The 17278-nt window shown below is 70.8% G+C and carries 15 protein-coding genes; 8 read left to right on the forward strand and 7 right to left on the reverse strand.

Features of this window, described 5'->3' with window-relative positions:
• Positions 1-8 precede the first annotated feature (8 nt).
• Both IAE24_RS13675 and IAE24_RS13680 read left to right on the forward strand, forming a co-directional pair.
• Positions 9-1196, forward strand: a complete 1188-nt coding sequence (locus IAE24_RS13675; RefSeq protein ID WP_199960414.1) for an HlyD family secretion protein — start codon at positions 9-11, stop codon at positions 1194-1196.
• On the forward strand, positions 1193-2659 hold the full coding sequence (locus IAE24_RS13680) for an efflux transporter outer membrane subunit (protein ID WP_199960413.1): 1467 nt from the start codon (positions 1193-1195) through the stop codon (positions 2657-2659). The genes IAE24_RS13675 and IAE24_RS13680 overlap by 4 nt, the downstream gene beginning before the upstream one ends.
• On the opposite strand, the gene IAE24_RS13685 is transcribed toward IAE24_RS13680, so the two are convergent.
• The 3 genes from IAE24_RS13685 to dsrO all read right to left on the reverse strand — a co-directional run bounded on the left by IAE24_RS13685 (position 2660) and on the right by dsrO (position 7844).
• The gene (locus IAE24_RS13685; protein WP_199960412.1) at positions 2660-5860 is read right to left on the reverse strand and encodes a tetrathionate reductase subunit A; all 3201 of its coding nucleotides are present in this window, start codon (positions 5858-5860) and stop codon (positions 2660-2662) included. It abuts the gene before it with no gap.
• A 78-nt stretch (positions 5861-5938) separates the two neighbouring features.
• On the reverse strand, positions 5939-6982 hold the full coding sequence (gene nrfD, locus IAE24_RS13690; RefSeq protein WP_199960411.1) for an NrfD/PsrC family molybdoenzyme membrane anchor subunit: 1044 nt from the start codon (positions 6980-6982) through the stop codon (positions 5939-5941).
• 16 nt (positions 6983-6998) lie between these two features.
• Positions 6999-7844 carry a sulfate reduction electron transfer complex DsrMKJOP subunit DsrO gene (dsrO, locus tag IAE24_RS13695; RefSeq protein WP_099733427.1) on the reverse strand — a complete coding sequence of 282 codons (846 nt, stop codon included), beginning with the start codon at positions 7842-7844 and terminating at the stop codon, positions 6999-7001.
• 355 nt (positions 7845-8199) lie between these two features.
• Between dsrO and IAE24_RS13700 the strand changes: the two genes are divergently transcribed.
• Positions 8200-8664 carry a hypothetical protein gene (locus IAE24_RS13700; protein WP_012206046.1) on the forward strand — a complete coding sequence of 155 codons (465 nt, stop codon included), beginning with the start codon at positions 8200-8202 and terminating at the stop codon, positions 8662-8664.
• On the opposite strand, the gene IAE24_RS13705 is transcribed toward IAE24_RS13700, so the two are convergent.
• The 4 genes from IAE24_RS13705 to IAE24_RS13720 form a co-directional block, all read right to left on the reverse strand.
• On the reverse strand, positions 8649-9050 hold the full coding sequence (locus IAE24_RS13705; protein ID WP_123693684.1) for a DsrE family protein: 402 nt from the start codon (positions 9048-9050) through the stop codon (positions 8649-8651). The two genes, IAE24_RS13700 and IAE24_RS13705, sit on opposite strands and share 16 nt — an antisense overlap.
• An 11-nt stretch (positions 9051-9061) precedes the next feature.
• Positions 9062-9868: a thiol:disulfide interchange protein DsbG gene (gene dsbG, locus IAE24_RS13710; RefSeq protein ID WP_123693990.1), complete on the reverse strand. Its 807-nt coding sequence runs from the start codon at positions 9866-9868 to the stop codon at positions 9062-9064.
• Positions 9865-10821: a TlpA family protein disulfide reductase gene (locus IAE24_RS13715; protein WP_233626172.1), complete on the reverse strand. Its 957-nt coding sequence runs from the start codon at positions 10819-10821 to the stop codon at positions 9865-9867. The genes dsbG and IAE24_RS13715 overlap by 4 nt, the downstream gene beginning before the upstream one ends.
• Before the next feature lie 127 nt (positions 10822-10948).
• Positions 10949-12148, reverse strand: a complete 1200-nt coding sequence (locus IAE24_RS13720; protein ID WP_199960409.1) for an MFS transporter — start codon at positions 12146-12148, stop codon at positions 10949-10951.
• A 144-nt stretch (positions 12149-12292) separates the two neighbouring features.
• Between IAE24_RS13720 and IAE24_RS13725 the strand changes: the two genes are divergently transcribed.
• The 5 genes from IAE24_RS13725 to IAE24_RS13745 all read left to right on the forward strand — a co-directional run bounded on the left by IAE24_RS13725 (position 12293) and on the right by IAE24_RS13745 (position 17199).
• Positions 12293-12880, forward strand: a complete 588-nt coding sequence (locus IAE24_RS13725) for a TetR/AcrR family transcriptional regulator (RefSeq protein WP_088164477.1) — start codon at positions 12293-12295, stop codon at positions 12878-12880.
• A 150-nt stretch (positions 12881-13030) separates the two neighbouring features.
• Positions 13031-13693, forward strand: coding sequence for a response regulator (locus IAE24_RS13730; protein WP_012206042.1), 663 nt, complete (start codon positions 13031-13033; stop codon positions 13691-13693).
• Complete coding sequence (locus tag IAE24_RS13735; RefSeq protein WP_199960408.1) at positions 13690-15231, forward strand: ATP-binding protein; 1542 nt, start codon at positions 13690-13692, stop codon at positions 15229-15231. Before IAE24_RS13730 ends, IAE24_RS13735 begins: the two co-directional genes overlap by 4 nt.
• 157 nt (positions 15232-15388) lie before the next feature.
• Complete coding sequence (locus IAE24_RS13740) at positions 15389-16150, forward strand: c-type cytochrome (RefSeq protein ID WP_199960422.1); 762 nt, start codon at positions 15389-15391, stop codon at positions 16148-16150.
• Between the two features lie 17 nt (positions 16151-16167).
• On the forward strand, positions 16168-17199 hold the full coding sequence (locus IAE24_RS13745) for a c-type cytochrome (RefSeq protein WP_199960407.1): 1032 nt from the start codon (positions 16168-16170) through the stop codon (positions 17197-17199).
• Positions 17200-17278 lie beyond the last annotated feature (79 nt).

A 17278-nucleotide genomic window follows, 5' to 3' on the forward strand; every position in this document is an offset into this window, starting at 1 on the left:
ACAACAACATGAGTGACTCCGAAAATTCCAATGGCGGCACGGCCGCCTCTGCCTCGCCTGCGCCGGCTCCCGCTGCGGCGCCTTCACCTTCACCTTCGCCATCGCCCAAGCTCATCAAACCCTCGCTGCGCAGCGTGCTGGTGATGCTGGTGGTCGCACTGGCCGGCGTGCTGCTGGTGCTGCGTGCCTGGAACCTGTTCCCCTTCGCGGGCACCGTGGTCAGCACCGACAACGCTTATGTGCGCGGCGCCGTCACCGTGCTCGCGCCCCAGGTCAGCGGCTATGTGACCGAGGTGCTGGTGCAGGACTACGAGAACGTCAAGGCCGGCCAGCCCCTGGTGCGCATCGACGCACGCACCTACGAAGCCGCCCAGGCCCAGGCGCAGGCCCAGCTGGCCAATGCCCGCGCACAGCTGGCCAATGCCGACCAGACCCAGGCCCAGAACCGCGCCACGCTGGGCGCCAGCCGCGCCGGCCTGGCGGCGGCGCAGGCCGAATCCGACCGCGCCGCAGCCGAACTGCAGCGCGTGCAGGCGCTGTCCGAGCGCGGCTCCGTCTCGCTCAACGAGCGCGACAAGGTGCGTGCCACCGCGCGCCTTGCGGCCACCAACGTGGCCAAGGCCCAGGCCGACATCGAGATCAACGCCCAGAAGATCAAGGCGACGACGGTGAACCGCGCCTCGCTCGAAGCCCAGGTCCAGATGGCCGAGGCCCAGCTGCGCCAGGCCCAGATCAACCTGGACAACACCGTGGTGCACGCGCCCGGCGATGGCCAGGTCAGCGAGGTGGGTGTGCGCCGGGGCCAGTACGTCACGGCCGGCTCCCAGCTCATGTACGTGGTGCCGCACACGCTGTGGGTGGTGGCCAACTTCAAGGAGACCCAGACCGCCCAGGTGCGCATAGGCCAGGCAGTGCGCTTCAGCGTCGATGCGCTGGGCGGCGCCCACCTCACGGGCCGCGTGCTGGAGATCGCGCCGGCCACGGGCTCGGAATTCAGCGTGCTCAAGGCCGACAACGCCACGGGCAACTTCACCAAGGTCGTGCAGCGCCTGCCGGTCAAGATTGCAATCGATCCCGACCAGGAGCTGGCCGCGCGGCTGCGCGCGGGCATGTCGGTGGTGGTGCGGCTGGATACGGCGCAGCCTGAGCCCCAACCCGCACAGCAACCCGCACCCCAACCGGAGACCCGCCCATGACCGCCCGCGCACTGGCCATGGCCATCGCCATCGCCATCGCCTGCGCCGCCGCGCTGGCCGGCTGCAGCGTGCCGCCGCTGAGCACCGCGCCTGAAGCGGCCCGGCCCGTCATGCCCGCCCAGTGGAGCGGGGCAGGGCAGGAGCCGGCCGCCGCCGTCCAGGCATCGTGGTGGCAGGCCTTTGGCGATCCGCTGCTCACGCGCTGGGTGGAGCTGGCCCAGTCCCGCAACAACGATGTGCTGCTGGCCCTGTCGCGCGTGGATGAGGCGCGGGCCAACCTGGATGTGGCAGGCGCTGCGGGCCTGCCCCAGCTCTCGGCCACGGCCGGCGCCTCCACGGGCCGCAGCCTGGGCGCGCGGGGCCTGGCGCACACGCGCTCGGTTCAGCCCGGCCTGCAGGCCAGCTGGGAGCCTGATCTGTGGGGCCGCATCGCCCACCTGGAAAAGGCCGCCGCCCTGCGCCTGCAGGCCAGCGAGGCCGACCGCGACGCCGTGGCCCTGGCCGTGGCCGCCACCACGGCCCAGGCCTATGTGGGCCTGCGCTCGCTGCAGTCGCAGCTGCAAGTGGCCCAGGCCACGGCCCGCTCGCGCGAACAGGCCCTGCGCCTGGCTGACGATCAGGCGCGCGTCGGCTACACCTCGCAGCTGCAGCTCACCCAGGCCCAGGCCGAACTGCAATCCGTGCAGCAGGCCGTGGAGCAGCTGGAGCTGTCGCTGGCGCGCCAGCGCACGGCGCTCCTGCTGCTGGCCGGCGGCGAGGGTGACGAGCAGGCAGCCGCGCTCATGGCAACAACCGACGGCCAGTCCGCTGCGCTGGGCGCACCGCCGCCTGCGCCGGCCGCCGGCCTGCCTTCTGCCTTGCTGCAGCGCCGCCCCGACATTGCACGGGCCCAGCTGCAACTGGCGGCCGCCGACGAAAGCCTGGCCGTGCAGCGCACCGCCTTCCTGCCCCAGGTCTCGCTGACGGCCAGCGCCGGCAGCCTGCTGGTCAACGCCCTGCAATACCACCCGGCCACGGTCTGGGCCCTGGGCGGCAGCGTGCTGGCGCCGCTGTTCACGGGCGGCCGGCTGCAAGGGCAGTTCGACGCCGCCGCCGCCCAGCGCGACCAGGCCGCCTATGCCTATCGGGGCGTGGTGATCAAGGCCCTGGCCGATGTGGAAAACGCCCTGGTCGGCACCCAGCGCCTGCAGTCGCAGTGGCAGCACGCCAGCGAGCGCGAGGCGGTGCTGCAGCGCTCCCTGGGCTTTGCCAAGGACCGCTACGAGGCCGGCTACGCCAGCTACCTGGAAGAGCTGGACGCCCAGCGCAATCTCTTCCAGGCGCAGCAGGAGGTGATACGCCTGCGCCAGAGCCAGCTGGAAAACGCCATTGCGCTGTACCAGGCGCTGGGCGGCGGCTGGCAGGCCGCCACCACACCAGTGGCCGCACCCGTCGCTGCACCTGTCGCCAGCCCCGCCCGCTGATCAGACCTTCTCGATGCGCGCAGGCAGGCCCTGGCGCACCGTGGCGCCGGACACCCAGTCCACCCACACGTTTTTGCAGCCGGGCCGCGTGGGATCGGCAAAGCCCAGGTCATTGAGGTTCACGCCATTGGCATGCTCGGCGTTGACCGGCATGGGCTTGCCGTCGATGCTGTGGCGGCCTGCGCCCAGTTCGCGGTGGCCGTAGCCGTGCTCGATGGCCACGGTCCCCGGCATCACGCCGTCGCGCACCATGGCCACGGCCGTCACCGCGCCGCCCGGCGTGCGGATGCGCACCGTGTCGCCGTTGGCGATGCCCAGCCGCTCGGCGTCATCGCGGTGCAGGGACACCGGGTTGTGCGGATGCACCTGGCGCAGCCGCGAGACGGCAATCGACATGGAACTCATCAGGTTGGACTTGTAGGAGGTCAGCAGCAGCGGCCATTGCTGCTCGCCGAAATGCGTGCGCATGGCGCTGCCGTCGGCCAGCCGTGCCGGATACCAGGTGGGGCAGCCGCTGTAGCGCTCGCCCGTCATGGCGTGGCGCATGCGGGCCAGCTCCTCGCTCCAGACCTGCAGGGCAGGCGCGTGGGCCTTGCGGGTGTGGCCGTCCTTCCAGGCGTCCTCGATGCGGTCGAAGCGCCCGCCGCGCGTCAGCAGCATGGCCACCTGGCGCCATTCATCGTCCTTCAGGCGCTGGCGCAGCGCGGGCACCAGCCTGTCCACGCCGGTGATGGCGATGTCGTCATCGCTGGCCGCCGGCACGGGCTTGCCGCCTGCCCAGGCCACGTTGGCCAGTGCATGGATGAAGAAGTCCTCGGCCGAGCGCAGCGCATGGGGCTGGCCCTGGGCGTCCTTGATGGCGGCCTCGCCAAAGCCGGGCAGGCCCAGCCGTTCTGCCACGGCGAAGAGGAAGCTCTCCACATTCACGGGCTGGCCGCCGGCCGTGCGCGCCACGGCGGGCTGCACCACGGGCCAGCGCACGGTGGAGCTTTTGGCCACCACGTCGGCCCAGGGCGCCGAGATGCCCCAGCTCTCGTAGGTCACGGTATCGGGCACGATGAAATCGGCCAGCGCGCTGGTCTCGTTGATGAAGGGATCGATGGAGACGATCAGCGGCAGCTTCTTCGGGTCCTTGAGATCGTCCACCAGCGCATTGCGAAAGCCCGCAATGCCGTAGACGGGGTTGCTCATGTGGTTGATCCAGGCCTTGGCGCGATAGGGGTAGCCGGCCAGCGCGCTGGCCAGCATCTCGCTGGACAGGCCGCCCACGGCCGGGTACCACGGGGCCTGGGCGGCGGGGTAGTCCTTCGCGCCATCTGGCTGGCCCTCGCGCTTGCGCTGGAATTCCGCGCTTTTCTCGTAGGGCTGGCGGTGGCGTGACAGCGCCAGGCCGCGCGGCTTGACCTTGCCGTCGAAGTTGGCGAAGTCGTAGCGCGGGCCCGGGCCGAAGGGGCCGAACGGGCCGGCATCCAGCACCAGGCCGCCCTGCACGTTGAGGTTGCCCACCAGGGTGTTGAGCATGCTGATGGCGTAGGCGGTGTAGAAGCCCGCGCCGCTCATGGTGCCGCCATGCGCATCGGCCACGGCGCGCTTGCCATGGCTGGTGAACTCGCGCGCCAGCGCCTCGATCTCGCCGCGCGCCACGCCGCACAGCGCCGCGTACTCGTCCAGTGTCTTGAGGCTGGCCTGCTCATGCAGCTTGGCCAGCGAGGAGCAGACCGACAGCTCGGGGGCCTGGTCTGCGCCTTCGGCCTTCAGGCCGGGCACGGCCACGCGGGTGCGCACCATCAGCTGTGCAGGCTCGGCCTGGGTGTGCGGCGCCAGGCTGCCATCGGCACGCTGCACCACGAACACATCCTGGGCCGGCTTGCCGTCTTCGGCCGGCGCGGGCAGGGCCCAGCCCACGTCGGCGCCGCGCAGAAAGCTGCCATGGCGCGGGTGGCCGGGCTCGTTGACCAGCAGGTGCGTGGCATTGCTCCAGGACGCCTCGCCCGCCGCCTGCATGGCGGCCGGGCCGGGCTGGGCGAGAAAGCCCGTGTCATAGCGCGCCTCGTCCAGGATGACGCGGATCAGCGCCATGGCCAGGGCCAGGTCGCTGGCCGGCTTGACGGCCAGCCAGCGGTTGCCGCTGCCTGCAGCCAAGCTGGACGAGGTCGGCAGCACGGGCGAGACCACCACGTAGCGGAAACGGTTGTCCTCGCGCGAGCGGGCCTCGGCCAGTTCGCGGCCCTGGCGCTGGAAGGGGTTGCCGGACTGCGCGGGTGCCGCGCCGATGAACAGGCCGAAGCTGGCATGGCTCCAGTCGGGCTTGCCGTGCGGCATGCCGGGCAGGTCGCCCAGGGCCGCTGCCGCACCCACGCGAAAACTCTGGCCGCAGTAGGCGCCGTGGTTGCTGACGTTCACGGTGCCGAAGGACGGCCCCGCAAAGCGGCGCAGCAGCTGGGCGCGGCCTTCGTTGGAGGCGTCGGTCACCAGCAACTGGTTGGAGCGCGGACCGAACTCGGGGTTGTCGGCGTCCAGCGGCGTCCTGATGTCCCAGATGGCGCGCAGGCCATCGACCTGGCCTTCGCCGAACAGGTCGCCGCCCTCGCAGACTTCCTGCACCAGCTGCTCGAAGGAAATGCTCTGCCAGCGGCCGCTGCCGCGCGGGCCCACGCGCTTGAGCGGGGTGAGCACGCGGTGCGGCGCACTCTGGTGCTCCAGCATGGACGAGCCGCGCGCGCAGGCCGTGGCCCGGCCCTCCAGGCCCAGCTCCTTGCCCAGTTTGGCGTAGACCTCGCGCACGGGTTCTTCCATGGCGGCAGGGCGCGTGGTGGCCAGCGGGTGGTAGGGGTTGCCTGCCACGCGCAGGATGCGGTTGCTGGCGGTATCGACACGCACGCGCACGCCGCACTGCGTCCAGCAGCCCAGGCAGCTGGAGGGGCTGACCACCTGGCCGGGCTGGGTGGCGAGCGCGCCCGTGGCCGGGTCGATGCGGAACTCCGGCGTCAGCGAATTGCCGCGCGTGGCGCTGGCCGTGGGCGTGCCCGAGGTGCCTGTCACCAGGCCTTTGGCGCCACGTGCCAGCGTCTCGCCGTAGCCGGCCGCAAAGGCGGCCAGCCCACCGGCGGTGAGTCCGCCGCGCAGCAGCAGGCGGCGGCGTGTGGCCTCGGCATCCAGGGAATCTTCGGGAGCTTGGGGGAGTTTCTTCTTGTCGGTCATGAAAGGCTTTCTGTGGCGCGGCCGGCCGGTGGCGGGCCGCGCTCCGTGAATGGGTGAGGGGTCGTCAGGGCGGCGGTGTCAGAGGGCGCGGGCCGCGGCCGAGCGCGCGGGAAACAGCTCCAGCGCCCAGGTGGCCAGCGTCACCAGTGCAATGCACAGGCCGGCCACGCCCAGCATGCCCAGCAGGCCGTCGCCGCCCAGCGGCATGTGGTAGATGTACAGGCCCGCGCCGTACTTGGGCACGCCTTGCACGCCCATGAACAGCGCCCAGCGGAAGGCCCAGGCCGCGGCGGCCAGGCCCAGCCCCAGGGCCAGCGTGTAGCGCGGGCAGGCCATGCGATGCCCACCCCGCACCAGGGCCCACAGCAAGGCGGCACCGGCCACGGCCGAGCCCAGCATGCTCAGGCGCCAGACCGGAAACTGCTGCCACAGCTGCAGCGCCGCCTGGAAGGAGCGGCCCTGGCCCAGCCAGCCGGCAACGGCCCAGACCGCCACCATGGCCAGCAGGCACAGCGCCAGCGCCAGGCCCAGCACGCGCAGGGCCTGCAGGGCGCCGGCATCGGGGCGGTGGCGGGCGGGCAGAAAGCGCGCCGTCACCAGCATGCAGCCCACCGTGGCCAGCCAGCCCGTGAGTGCCAGGTTCAGCGGCACCCACAGCGTGTTCCACAGCGGGCGCGAGCGCACGGCCATCAGCTCGGCGCCGGTATAGGCGGTGATGGTCAGCGCCGACACGGCCAGCAGCGGTGCCAGCCAGCGCAGCCACTGCGGCCGGCCCAGCCACCAGGCCAGCACGAAGGCCAGCGCCAGTCCCACGAAGACCGGCAGCAGCAGGGCGCCCACCGACATCCACGACCACGGCGTGAAGTGCGCATAGAAATGCCAGAAGCGCGCAGGCTGGTGCAGGTCGGCCAGCAGCGACACGGGCGCGGCGATGGCGCTGACGGCCAGCACCAGCACGGCGGCCGGCAGCAGGCGCGCCATGGCGCTGCCGCGAGGCGCCCAGGCGCAGGCGGCGGCCAGCAGGGCGGCGCCCGTGGCAATGCCGGCCAGGAAGAAGTACTGCACGGCCCAGGGCAGCCAGGCCGATTCGTAGGCGGGGGTCAGGAGTTCGACGATGTGCATGGGGTGCTCCTTGCGTTCAGTGGGAAGTGACCAGCCGCACGCTGGCCTGCCCGTCCACGCCGTCGACGAAGGCGTCGGGCAATCCCAGGTAGTACACATGCGGGTCCGTGCCCATGGCGGGCTTGAGCACCTTGAGGTCCTTGGCGTGCTCGCGCATGCGCTGGCGGATCTCGCTGCCCTCGTCGTTGAGGTCGCCGATCACGCGGGCGCCGCCCACGCAGCTTTCCACGCAGGCCGGCAGCAGTCCGGCCTCCAGGCGGTGCTCGCAGAAGGTGCACTTGTCGGCGGTCTGCGTCTCGTGGTTGATGAAGCGTGCGTCATAGGGGCAGGCCTGCACGCAGTAGCCGCAGCCCACGCAGCGCTCGTTGTCCACCAGCACGATGCCGTCGCTGCGCTGGAAGGTGGCCTGCACCGGGCAGACCGGCACGCAGGGCGGGTTGTCGCAGTGGTTGCACAGGCGCGGCAGGTTGAGCATGGCCGGCGGCAGGTCCTCGTTGCCCGCGTGCTGCACCTCGTACTGCAGCACCGTGGTGCGGAACTGGCCCAGCGGCGGCAGGTTCTCCATGGAGCAGCTCACCGTGCAGGCCTGGCAGCCTATGCAGCGGCGCAGATCCACCAGCATGCCGTAGCGCCTGCCGGCCTCGCCGGGGCGGCGCGGTGGCTGGAAACCCGTGGTGCCGGGCGCGGCCGCCGCCACGGGCAGGGCCACGGCCGCCATGGCGGCGGCCAGCAGGTCCTGCAGGAAGCCGCGCTTGCCGGCGGCGGGCTGCGCATGGGCGGCGGTGCGGGCGGGGATGTCCTGGGAGGAGGGCTTGCAGCTGCAGTCGTTGCAGCCGCTGCCGGCGCGGGATGTTTTTGGCATGGCCTGTCTTTCATCGTCCTGCGGCCACGGAGGGTGGTCGCTCAAACTCAATAAAGCATTAAAAATATGCTTTTTATATTGAATTTAATATATGAAATTCAGGGCTTTGGCGGCTTGATGTGAGTCAAGCAATGGGCTTTCCAAGTGCCTGCAGAGTGCTTGCAAAGTGCCACCGACTGCCTGCCATGGACAGGCGCCCAAGGCAGTCCATAGCGTGTGGCGCAGGGATTAAGACGGGGTTAACAGGGTGACTGCATTCCTCGGGAATGCAGGGCGCGTATCGGAAATCACCCTCTTGTTTCCGTGCGCGGCCCCGGTCTACGCTGCTTGTGTCGCCACTGCCAAGGAGTTCTCCATGAACCATGCCCTGAACAGCCTTGCTTCGGAACTGGACCTTGCCGCCGAAGCCGGCGAGCACCTGAGGCTGCAATTCACACAGGCCTGCGTGGACCGCATCGCGCACCTGCTGGAAGACCCGGACGTCATCCGCTGCGCACAAGGCCTTCGCCGCTACCTGGACGGCCAGATCGACAGGCAGGAGCTGGACCGCCTGGCCCGCGAGGCGGCCAGCCTGGCCAACCACCACCAGGGATCGCGCTCCCTCGACGGCTGCGGCCATGCCGCCGTGTCCGCCACCTATGCCACGGCCCATGGGCTGGCGGGCCGGGCGCTGCAGGCGGCCGACTATGCGGCCTACGCCATGGTCTATGGCGAGGGCGGCCACGGCGCCGTCACGGACCGGGAATCGTTCGAGCCTGAATACCAATGGCAGGCGCGCTGCCTGGCCTCGCTGGCGCAGGCCGCTCAGCAGCGCACGTAGCACCAGGCCGACTGCTGCAGCAGGGCCAGTGACTCGATGCCGCCCTGCGGCAGCACGCGCATGCCGGCAGGCGCCTCGCGGCCCAGCTTCCTGAGCGTGTTCGGGCAGACCAGCGCATGGGCCAGGGCGTCCGCATCCAGATGCTGCGGCGTGCCCGGCGCGGCGTCCAGCAGCGCCTCGACGGCCGGGCCGTTGATGACGATGCGGACCTCGGCACCGGGCCGGTCCTGGCGCAGGTTGGCCAGATTGCTGCGTGCACGGGCCAGGGCGCCGGGTGTGGGCGCATGCAGCACGATGCGCAGCGGCGGCGCATCCGGCCGGGCGGGGAACAGGTCGCTCCAGTCGTTGGAGGCGGTGGAAGCGGCGGGAGAACGGCTTGTGCTCATGGTCGTCCTCGTCATTTCCTGCCACGCGGCCCCATGACCTCTTCCAGCAGGCCCGGCGGCAGGCCGGTGCGCACCTGCACCAGCCCCTTGTCATCCTTCCAGACCAGGGCCGGCGTGGCACGCAGGCCCCAGGTGGACATCAGCGAGGCATGGTTGGCCAGCACCTGCCGCGTGGCCTGCGGCACCGGGGCCAGCGGCGTGGCGCCCGCGCCCTCTGCGCTGGCGCGGCCGGCCTTGGCATAGGCGCGTGCGTGCTCGGCCAGGGCCTGCTCGGGCTGGCGCGCGGTCAGCAAGGCGGCGGCCTTGCCCTCGCTGCTGGGCTTGAGGATGCCCACCAGAATGTGGCGCAACTGCACCTGGCCGCTCTCCACCCAGGGCCGGGCATCGTTCCACAGCTGGTTGCAATAGGGGCAGTTGGGGTCGGTGAACACATAGACCGTGCGCGGCGCGTCGGCGCGGCCATCCGGTATGGACTGGGCGCGCTGCACATCGCTCCACAGCTGCTCGCCCATGGGCTTTTGCACGGCGGCCTGCAGGGCCTGGGCGTTCACGTCGCGGCCCTGGGCGTCGATCACCGTGCCCAGCACCCAGTGCTTGCCGTCAGGCATGCGGTAGATGGGCACGGGCTGGCGGTCGCGGTAGGCGGCCCAGGCCTTGAGTCCGCCCACGGCCGGCAGCGGTCCCACCAGGGTCAGTCCCTGCTGGGCCAGGAAATCCTCCGATGGCAGCTCGGACGCCGCAGCCGGCAGGGCCAAGGCTGCCGACAGGGCCAGGGCTCCTGCCAGTGCAGGCAGGGGAAACAGGGGGGAAGCGCTCATGAACATTCCTTCAGATGCTGGGCCAGGCTGGCGCGCGACAGCTCGCCCATGCGCATGCCGCACAGCCGGCCGTCGGCGCCATAGAAATAGGTGGAAGGCAGGCCCCGCTGGCGCCAGTGCCGGCCGGCCTGCTGCTGCGGGTCGAACAGCACCTGGGCCAGCGGCAGCGGGGCCGTCGCCTGCTCGCGCCGCAGGTAGCCCATCACGGCCTCGGCAGACTCGCCCTGGTTGATCCAGATGAAGCGCACATCGGGCCGCTGCTGCTGGGCCTGGGCCAGCACCGGCATCTCGCGCCGGCAGGGCGGGCACCAGGTGGCCCAGAGGTTGATCACCATGGGCTTGCCATCGGCCTGCTGCAGCTGCTGCAGCGAGACCGGCTGCGCCTGCCCGTTGACCAGGGTGAAGGCCGGCAGGGCCGGTGCATCTGCGGAGGGCAGCGCCTGCAGCAGGCTGCCCAGCACCAGCAGGGCCGCCCCCGCGCCCAGCGCCAGCCCTGTGGCGCGGCGCAGCACCGGGGAGCGGCGGCTGCGCCACAGCATGTACAGCAGCGCGGCCAGCAGACCGGCCCAGAGGTTCCATCCCCCGTCGCGGATATCGACGACACGGCCTGCGAAGGCCGGCATCCCGCTCCAATCCCCGGGGGCCGGCGCGTACTCTGTCCACCACTGCGCGACATAGGCTAGGCGCGCCGCCAGCAGGCCGGCCAGGGTGCTTTGCCACAGCAGCGCATCCACGGCCTGGCCCGTGCGCCTTTCATTCCTGCGCGCCAGCCACTGCGCCAGCAGCCAGGCCAGCATGGCCACCACCACGCCCATCGGCAGGACCAGCGGCCCCAGCGCCAGGCTGGCAGGCAGGTGCAGCCAGGCGCCCAGCGCCGATAGCGCTGACGGCCCGCCAGGCTCTGCCGCTCCGGCAAGAACAGGCGAAGGCGCCAGCAGCAGGCCAGCAAGCAAGGGCAGGAAGGACGAAAGAAGAGGGGATGACCGGAGATGCATGGGCAAGGAGTTTCAGCCATGCAGGCTGACAGGTCGTGGATGCTGGCAGCGGGGAATTAACGGGGGGTTAACGGCCTCATGGCCATCAGGCTGCGACCGGTCCATTTCGCCCAACCAATCCCATGGCCGCAGACAGCAGCAAGGCCGCAGCGGCCAAGCCGCCAGACAGCCAGAGCGTGGCGTGCAGCCCCCAGCCATCGACCAACTGGCCGCCTGCCCATGAGCCCAGCGCAATACCGATGTTGAAGACGCCCACGTACAGCGCCGTGGCAATTTCCACGGCGCGTGGCGCAGCCTGCATCATCCAGGTCATCAGTCCCACCGATACGCCGCCGTAGGCCAGGCCCCAGACCAGCAGCACGGCGCCACCACCCGTTGGCGAGTCGCCCACGGACAGGAACAGCACAGGCGCCAGCAGAAGGCCCATGGCGATCGCCGCCAGACTCGGCACCGTGCGGCGCGCCGCGATGATGCCCGCCAGGAAGTTGCCCGCAATGCCCGCGATGCCGTAAGCCAGCAGCAGCGCGCTCATCCATTGCGCATCGAACCCCGACACCGTCAGCAGCAGCGGGCGCACGAAGGTGAAGGACATGAAATGCCCGGCCACCAGCAGCAGCGTCAGTGCCAGCCCGGCCTGCAGCCTGCGGTTGGCCAGCTGACGGCTGAACTGGCGCAGGCTGGCCGAGTCTGTGGCAGGCAGGGCGGGGAGAACGGCCACGTGCAGCGCCAGCACCAGTGCGCTGAAGCCTGCCATGCCACCAAAGGCCCAGCGCCATCCCGCGAAATCGCCGATCAGCGCGCCCAGCGGCACGCCCAGCACCGAGGCCGCCGCCACGCCGCCAAAGATGATGGAAGTTGCCAGGCCCATCGACGCCTGGGGTACCAGCCGTGCCGCCAGCCCGCCCGCGATTGCCCAGATGCCGCCCATGCAAAAGCCCACCAGGACGCGCGCGGCCAGCAGCCAGATCAGCGACGGCGCCAGCGCCGAGGCCAGGTTGGCCAGCACGAGCAGGGCCAGCAGTCCGCACAGGATGCGGCGCCGGTCCATGCCACCCGCCGCCATCACCACCAGCGGCGCGAACAGCGCGGCCAGCAGCGCCGGCAGCGAGATCATCAGGCCGGCCCTGCCCATGGAGGTGCCCAGGCTGCCAGCAATGGATGTGAGCAGGCCGACCGGCAGCATTTCCGTGGTCACCACGGAAAAGGTGGCCAGGCCCACGGCGGACACGGCCAGCCACGGGCGGCGCGCGGCGGGTTCGGGCCGCGTGGAGGAAGACGAATTCATGGTCCAGATCCCTTCAAACAGATGGGGGGTGTTGCACCGCCGTCGCGGGAGAGAGAAAATACATACGCTGCGTATGAATAGAATCCTATATACATACGCAGCGTATGTAAATAATCATGCACGCCGTATGTAAGGAGATTGGCCATGGTTCGCCGCACCCGCGCCGAGATGGAAGAAACCCGCGCCACGCTGCTGGCCACGGCCCGCAAGGCCTTTGGAGAGCAGGGCTACGCCGATGCCTCCATGGACGATCTCACCGCGCAGGTGGGCCTGACGCGGGGCGCGCTGTACCACCATTTCGGCGACAAGCAGGGCCTGCTGGCGGCCGTGGTCGAGCAGATCGATGCCGAGGTGGATGAACGCCTGAAGGCCATCACCGCCCATGCCCAGGATCCCTGGCAGGGCTTTCGCAGCCGCTGCCGGGCCTACCTGGAAATGGCGCTGGAGCCTGAAATCCAGCGCATCGTGCTGCGCGATGCGCGCGCGGCTTTGGGCGGTGCGCTGCCGCAATCGCAGCGCCACTGCATTGCGTCCATGCAGGCACTGATTGCGGACCTCATGGCGCAGGGCATCGTGGCCCGGGCCGATCCGCAGGCGCTGGCATCGCTGATCTACGGCAGCCTGGCCGAAGCGGCTTTCTGGATTGCCGAGGGCGAGGACGCCGACCTGCGGCTGGAGCGCGGCGCGGCGGCGCTGGACCTGCTGCTGGGCGGGCTGCTGGCCCGGCCCTGAGCGGGCCGGCTGGCCGCATTCTTGTGCACCCGCCTGCGAAATTCCGCACGCCGCCGCGCCAGCGCTACAAATCTGCGATGCTCAGTCGCTTTTCGTTCCCGACTTGGATACAGACGGCGGGGCCTGGCGCCAGGCCCTGCGGACAACAACATGCATGTTCTCTTGGTGGAAGACAACGCGCTGGTGGCCAGCGGCGTGCGAGCCGGCCTGCAGCTGCAGGGCTTTGGCGTGGATACCGTGGCCTCGGCCGGGCAGGCGGATGCGGCCATCCGTTCCTCGCATTTCGATGCCTGCGTGCTGGACCTGGGCCTGCCCGACGAGGATGGCCTCTCGCTGCTGGCGCGCTGGCGCGGCCAGGGCCTGCAGGTGCCCGTGCTGGTGCTGACGGCGCGCGATGCCGTGTCACAGCGCATCGAAGGCCTGCAGACCGGCGCCGACGATTACCTGGTCAAGCCCTTTGACCTGCACGAACTGGCGGCGCGCCTGCATGCGCTGCTGCGCCGCGCGGCCGGCCGCAGCGTGGACTGGATCGAGCTGGGCGAGGTGCGCATCAACCCCGCTGCCGGCCATATCCAGCGCCAGGGCCGCACGGTGGAGCTGTCGCGCCGCGAGTGGTCGCTGCTGCGCGCGCTGCTGCAGTCCCCGGGCCGCATTCTCAGCACCGAGCAACTGCGCGACAGCCTCTACGGCTACAGCCAGGACGTGGAGAGCAATGCCGTCAACGTGCATGTGCACCACCTGCGCCGCAAGCTGGGCCATGAACTGGTGGAGACGGTGCGCGGCGAGGGTTATCGCCTGGGCCTGCACCCATGATGCGCAGCCTGCGCGTGCGCCTGCTGGCATGTCTGTGCCTGGCGCTGTGCACGCTGTGGGGCGGGGTGGCGGCCTGGATGTTCTCGGACATGCGCAACGAACTGCGCACCGTGCTGGATGACCGGCTGATCGCCTCGGCGCGCATGGTGGCCGGCATCGTCCACCAGTTCCGGCCTGCCCGGGAGCTGCCCCAGGACTGGAGCCCCATGCTCAACGTGATCGCGCGCGACGGCGTGGCCTGCGAGGTCAGCCTGGTGCGCGGCGAGGTCCAGCCCGTGCGGCCCGAATCGGCCCTGCCGCAGGTGCTGGCCAAGACCGAGGGCAGCCCCGTGTTCCCGCAGAGCATGCCGCTGGGCTTCTCGACCATCATCAAGGGCGGCAAGCCCTGGCGCACCTATGTGCTGGAGGACCACGGCGTGCGCATCGCCACGGCCGACCGCATCGATGTGCGCGAGGGCCTGATCCACGGCTTTGCCTACACCATCGTCCTGCCCTTCGTGCTGGCGCTGCTGGCCAGCATGGGGCTGATGTGGTGGGCCGTGACCCAGGGCCTCAGGCCGCTGGAGGCCCTGCGGCGCGAACTGGCGCGCCGCCCGCCCGGCGACGATTCGCCCGTGGCCCAGGGCCTGCAGACGCGCGAGCTGGCGCCGCTGGTGGGCACGCTCAACCAGCTGCTGCACCGCGTGCGCGCGGCCATAGACCGCGAGCGCCGCTGGAGCGACGACGCCGCCCATGAGCTGCGCACGCCGCTCACCGCCATCAAGACCCATGTGCAGGTGGCGCAGATGGCGCTGGCGGCGCCCGGCATGCCTGCCGGCCTTCTGGCGGCGCCGCCCGGCTCCATGGCCCGCGATTCGCTGGCCCAGGCGGGCGAGGGCGTGGAGCACCTGCAGCACACGCTGGAGCAGTTGCTGCTGCTGGCGCGGCTGGAGCAGCATGAACCTGGCGCTGCCTCCGTGCTGGCCTGCGGCGATGCGCCTGCCGATGCGCTGCAGGCGCTGGACAAGGCCTGGCAACTGGCTGTGAATGCCGTGAGCGCCCAGACCCCAGCGCCCGCGCTGCGCACATGGCTGGACAACGGCCAGCCCGTGCAGGACTGGCCGCTGGCCATCTCCGAGCCCCTGCTGGTCTCGGCCCTGCGCAATCTGCTGGAAAACGCCCTGCGCCATGCGCCGCAGCATCCCGTGGAGCTGGCCGTGCGCCCCATTGGCGCCATGCCGGGCACGACGCAGCAGCCGGGCACAAGCTATGTGGAGTTCACCGTGGCCGACCACGGCCCGGGGCTCAGCGCCGAGGAATGCGAAGAGGCCACGCGCCGCTTCTGGCGCAAGCGTCCCCAGGAGCATGGCAGCGGCCTGGGCCTGCCCATCGTGCAGCGCATCGCCGAATGCGCAGGCGGCTGCCTGCTGCTGCAGCCGCGCAGCCTGTGGCGGCCCGAGGAAGGCCAGGCCAGCGGCCTGGTCGCGCGCCTGTACCTGCCGCTGGCGGACGGCCCGGGCCCGCAGGCCCCGGCCCCCGGCCCATTAACGCCGGCTTAATCTCGGTTCCGTATCGTGCGGGCCTGGCTGGCCAGCCCTGCGGGCATTGCGCCTTGCGGGGCGGCGGCCGGTATCCCTATTCGACCCTGTCCGCCGCAGCCGTGCGCTCCTGGGTGCGTGGCGCGGACGCATGGCAGGGCAAATGCCTCTTCCCACGATGATCCGCATGAACAAACAGACCCTGTCCCGGTCGTGCATCGCCATCGGCATCTGCATGCTGATGGGCAGCGCCTGGGCGCAAGACGCCGCGCCCAAGGCACTAGCGCCCGCAGCGGCGCCCACAGCTGCGGTGCAAGGCAGTGCAGCAGCCGGCCAGAAAATCGCCCAGTCGGGCACGCCCCAGGGTGCGGCGGCATGCGCCACCTGCCACGGCGCCAAGGGCGAGGGCATGGCGGGCTTTCCGGCCCTGGCCGGCCAGCACGCCGGCTATCTGGCGCGCCAGCTCCAGCACCTGGCCGACGGCAGCCGTCAGGCCCCCGTGATGGCGCCCATGGCCAAGGCCCTGTCGGCCCAGGACCGTGCCGACGTCTCGGCCTATTACGCCAGCCTGCCGCTGCCCATCCAGCCCGTGCGCGGCCCGCTGCCCAAGGGCAAGGACGATGACGGCGCCTGGCTGGTCGAGCGCGGACGCTGGGCGGACGGCATTCCCGCCTGTGCCCAATGCCACGGCCCGGGCGGCGTGGGCGTGGGCGCCGATTTCCCGGCCATCGGCCACCTGACGGCCGACTACATGCAAAGCCAGGTCGCCGCCTGGAACAAGGGCCAGCGCGAGGCCGGCCCGCTGGGCCTCATGGGCAAGGTCGCGCAAAAGCTCACGCCCGCGGACATCCAGGCCGTGGCGGCCTACTACGCCCGCCTGCATGGCGCCAGCACCAGCACCAGCACCGCAGCCACGGCCTCCGCGCCAGCCAAACCCTGATGGACCGGGAGCCGAACATGTCCGACACACAACCCACCCGCGCCTCTCAAAACTCCAATACCGCCGAGTACGCCGTCGTCGCCTGCCTTTTCGCCGGCCTGGCGGGCGCGCTCGCCTATGGCATGTACATCAGCCAGCCAGACATGCCACCTGCGCCGGCCCGCGTGGGCGCGGTCCCCGCTGCGGCTGCCACCGCAGCCAGGGCCGATGCAAATGCGAATGCCCAGGTCACCTCCCAGGCCGTGAAAGTGGCTGCCGACGGCGGCGTCTTCACCCCCCCCGGCGCCCGCGACATCCCCGACACGCCCATGGGCGAGTGGATTCGCCGTGGCGAGGCCATCTTCCTGCGCACGCCGGCCAACGCCGTGGGCTTTTCGGGCAACACCCTCAACTGCGTGAACTGCCACCTGGACGCAGGCCGGCTCAAGGGCGCCGCACCCATGTGGGGTGCCTACCCGCTGTACCCGGCCTACCGCAAGAAGACCAACCACGTGGACACCTTCGCCGAGCGCGTGCGCGGCTGCTTCATGTACAGCATGAACGGCAAGGCCCCCGACGACGGCCACGACATCCTCGTGGCGCTGGAGGCCTACGCCTACTGGATGGCCCAGAAGGCGCCCACGGGCGAGAAGCTGCCGGGTGCGGGCTTCACCAAGGTGGGCAAGGCCGCGCAGGAGCCCAGCTTCGAGCGCGGCGCCAAGGTCTACGAGGCCAAGTGCGCGCTGTGCCACGGCGCGCAGGGCCAGGGCCAGGAAACCGGCGGCGTGACCGTGTTCCCGCCGCTGTGGGGCAAGCAGTCCTACAACTGGGGTGCGGGCACGCATGAGGTGGACAAGGCCGCCAGCTTCATCAAGGGCAACATGCCCTACGGCAACCCCACGCTGGACGACCAGGAAGCCTGGGACGTGGCCACCTACATCAACAGCATGGAGCGCCCCCAGGACCCGCGCTTCACCGGCAACGTGGCCGACACGCGCAAGCAGTTCCACGACACCCCGTTCTCGCTGTACGGCACCGAGGTCAACGGCCGGCTGCTCAAGGGTCTTTGAGCAGGTCGGACAGGCAACGGCAGGCCGGGCGCAGGCCTGCGTTGCCGTGCATGGCAGGGCGCTGAGGGCCGCCCTGCAA

It is taken from the genome of Delftia sp. S65, from assembly GCF_016516495.1.
Classification (GTDB): Bacteria; Pseudomonadota; Gammaproteobacteria; order Burkholderiales; family Burkholderiaceae_C; genus Comamonas; species Comamonas acidovorans.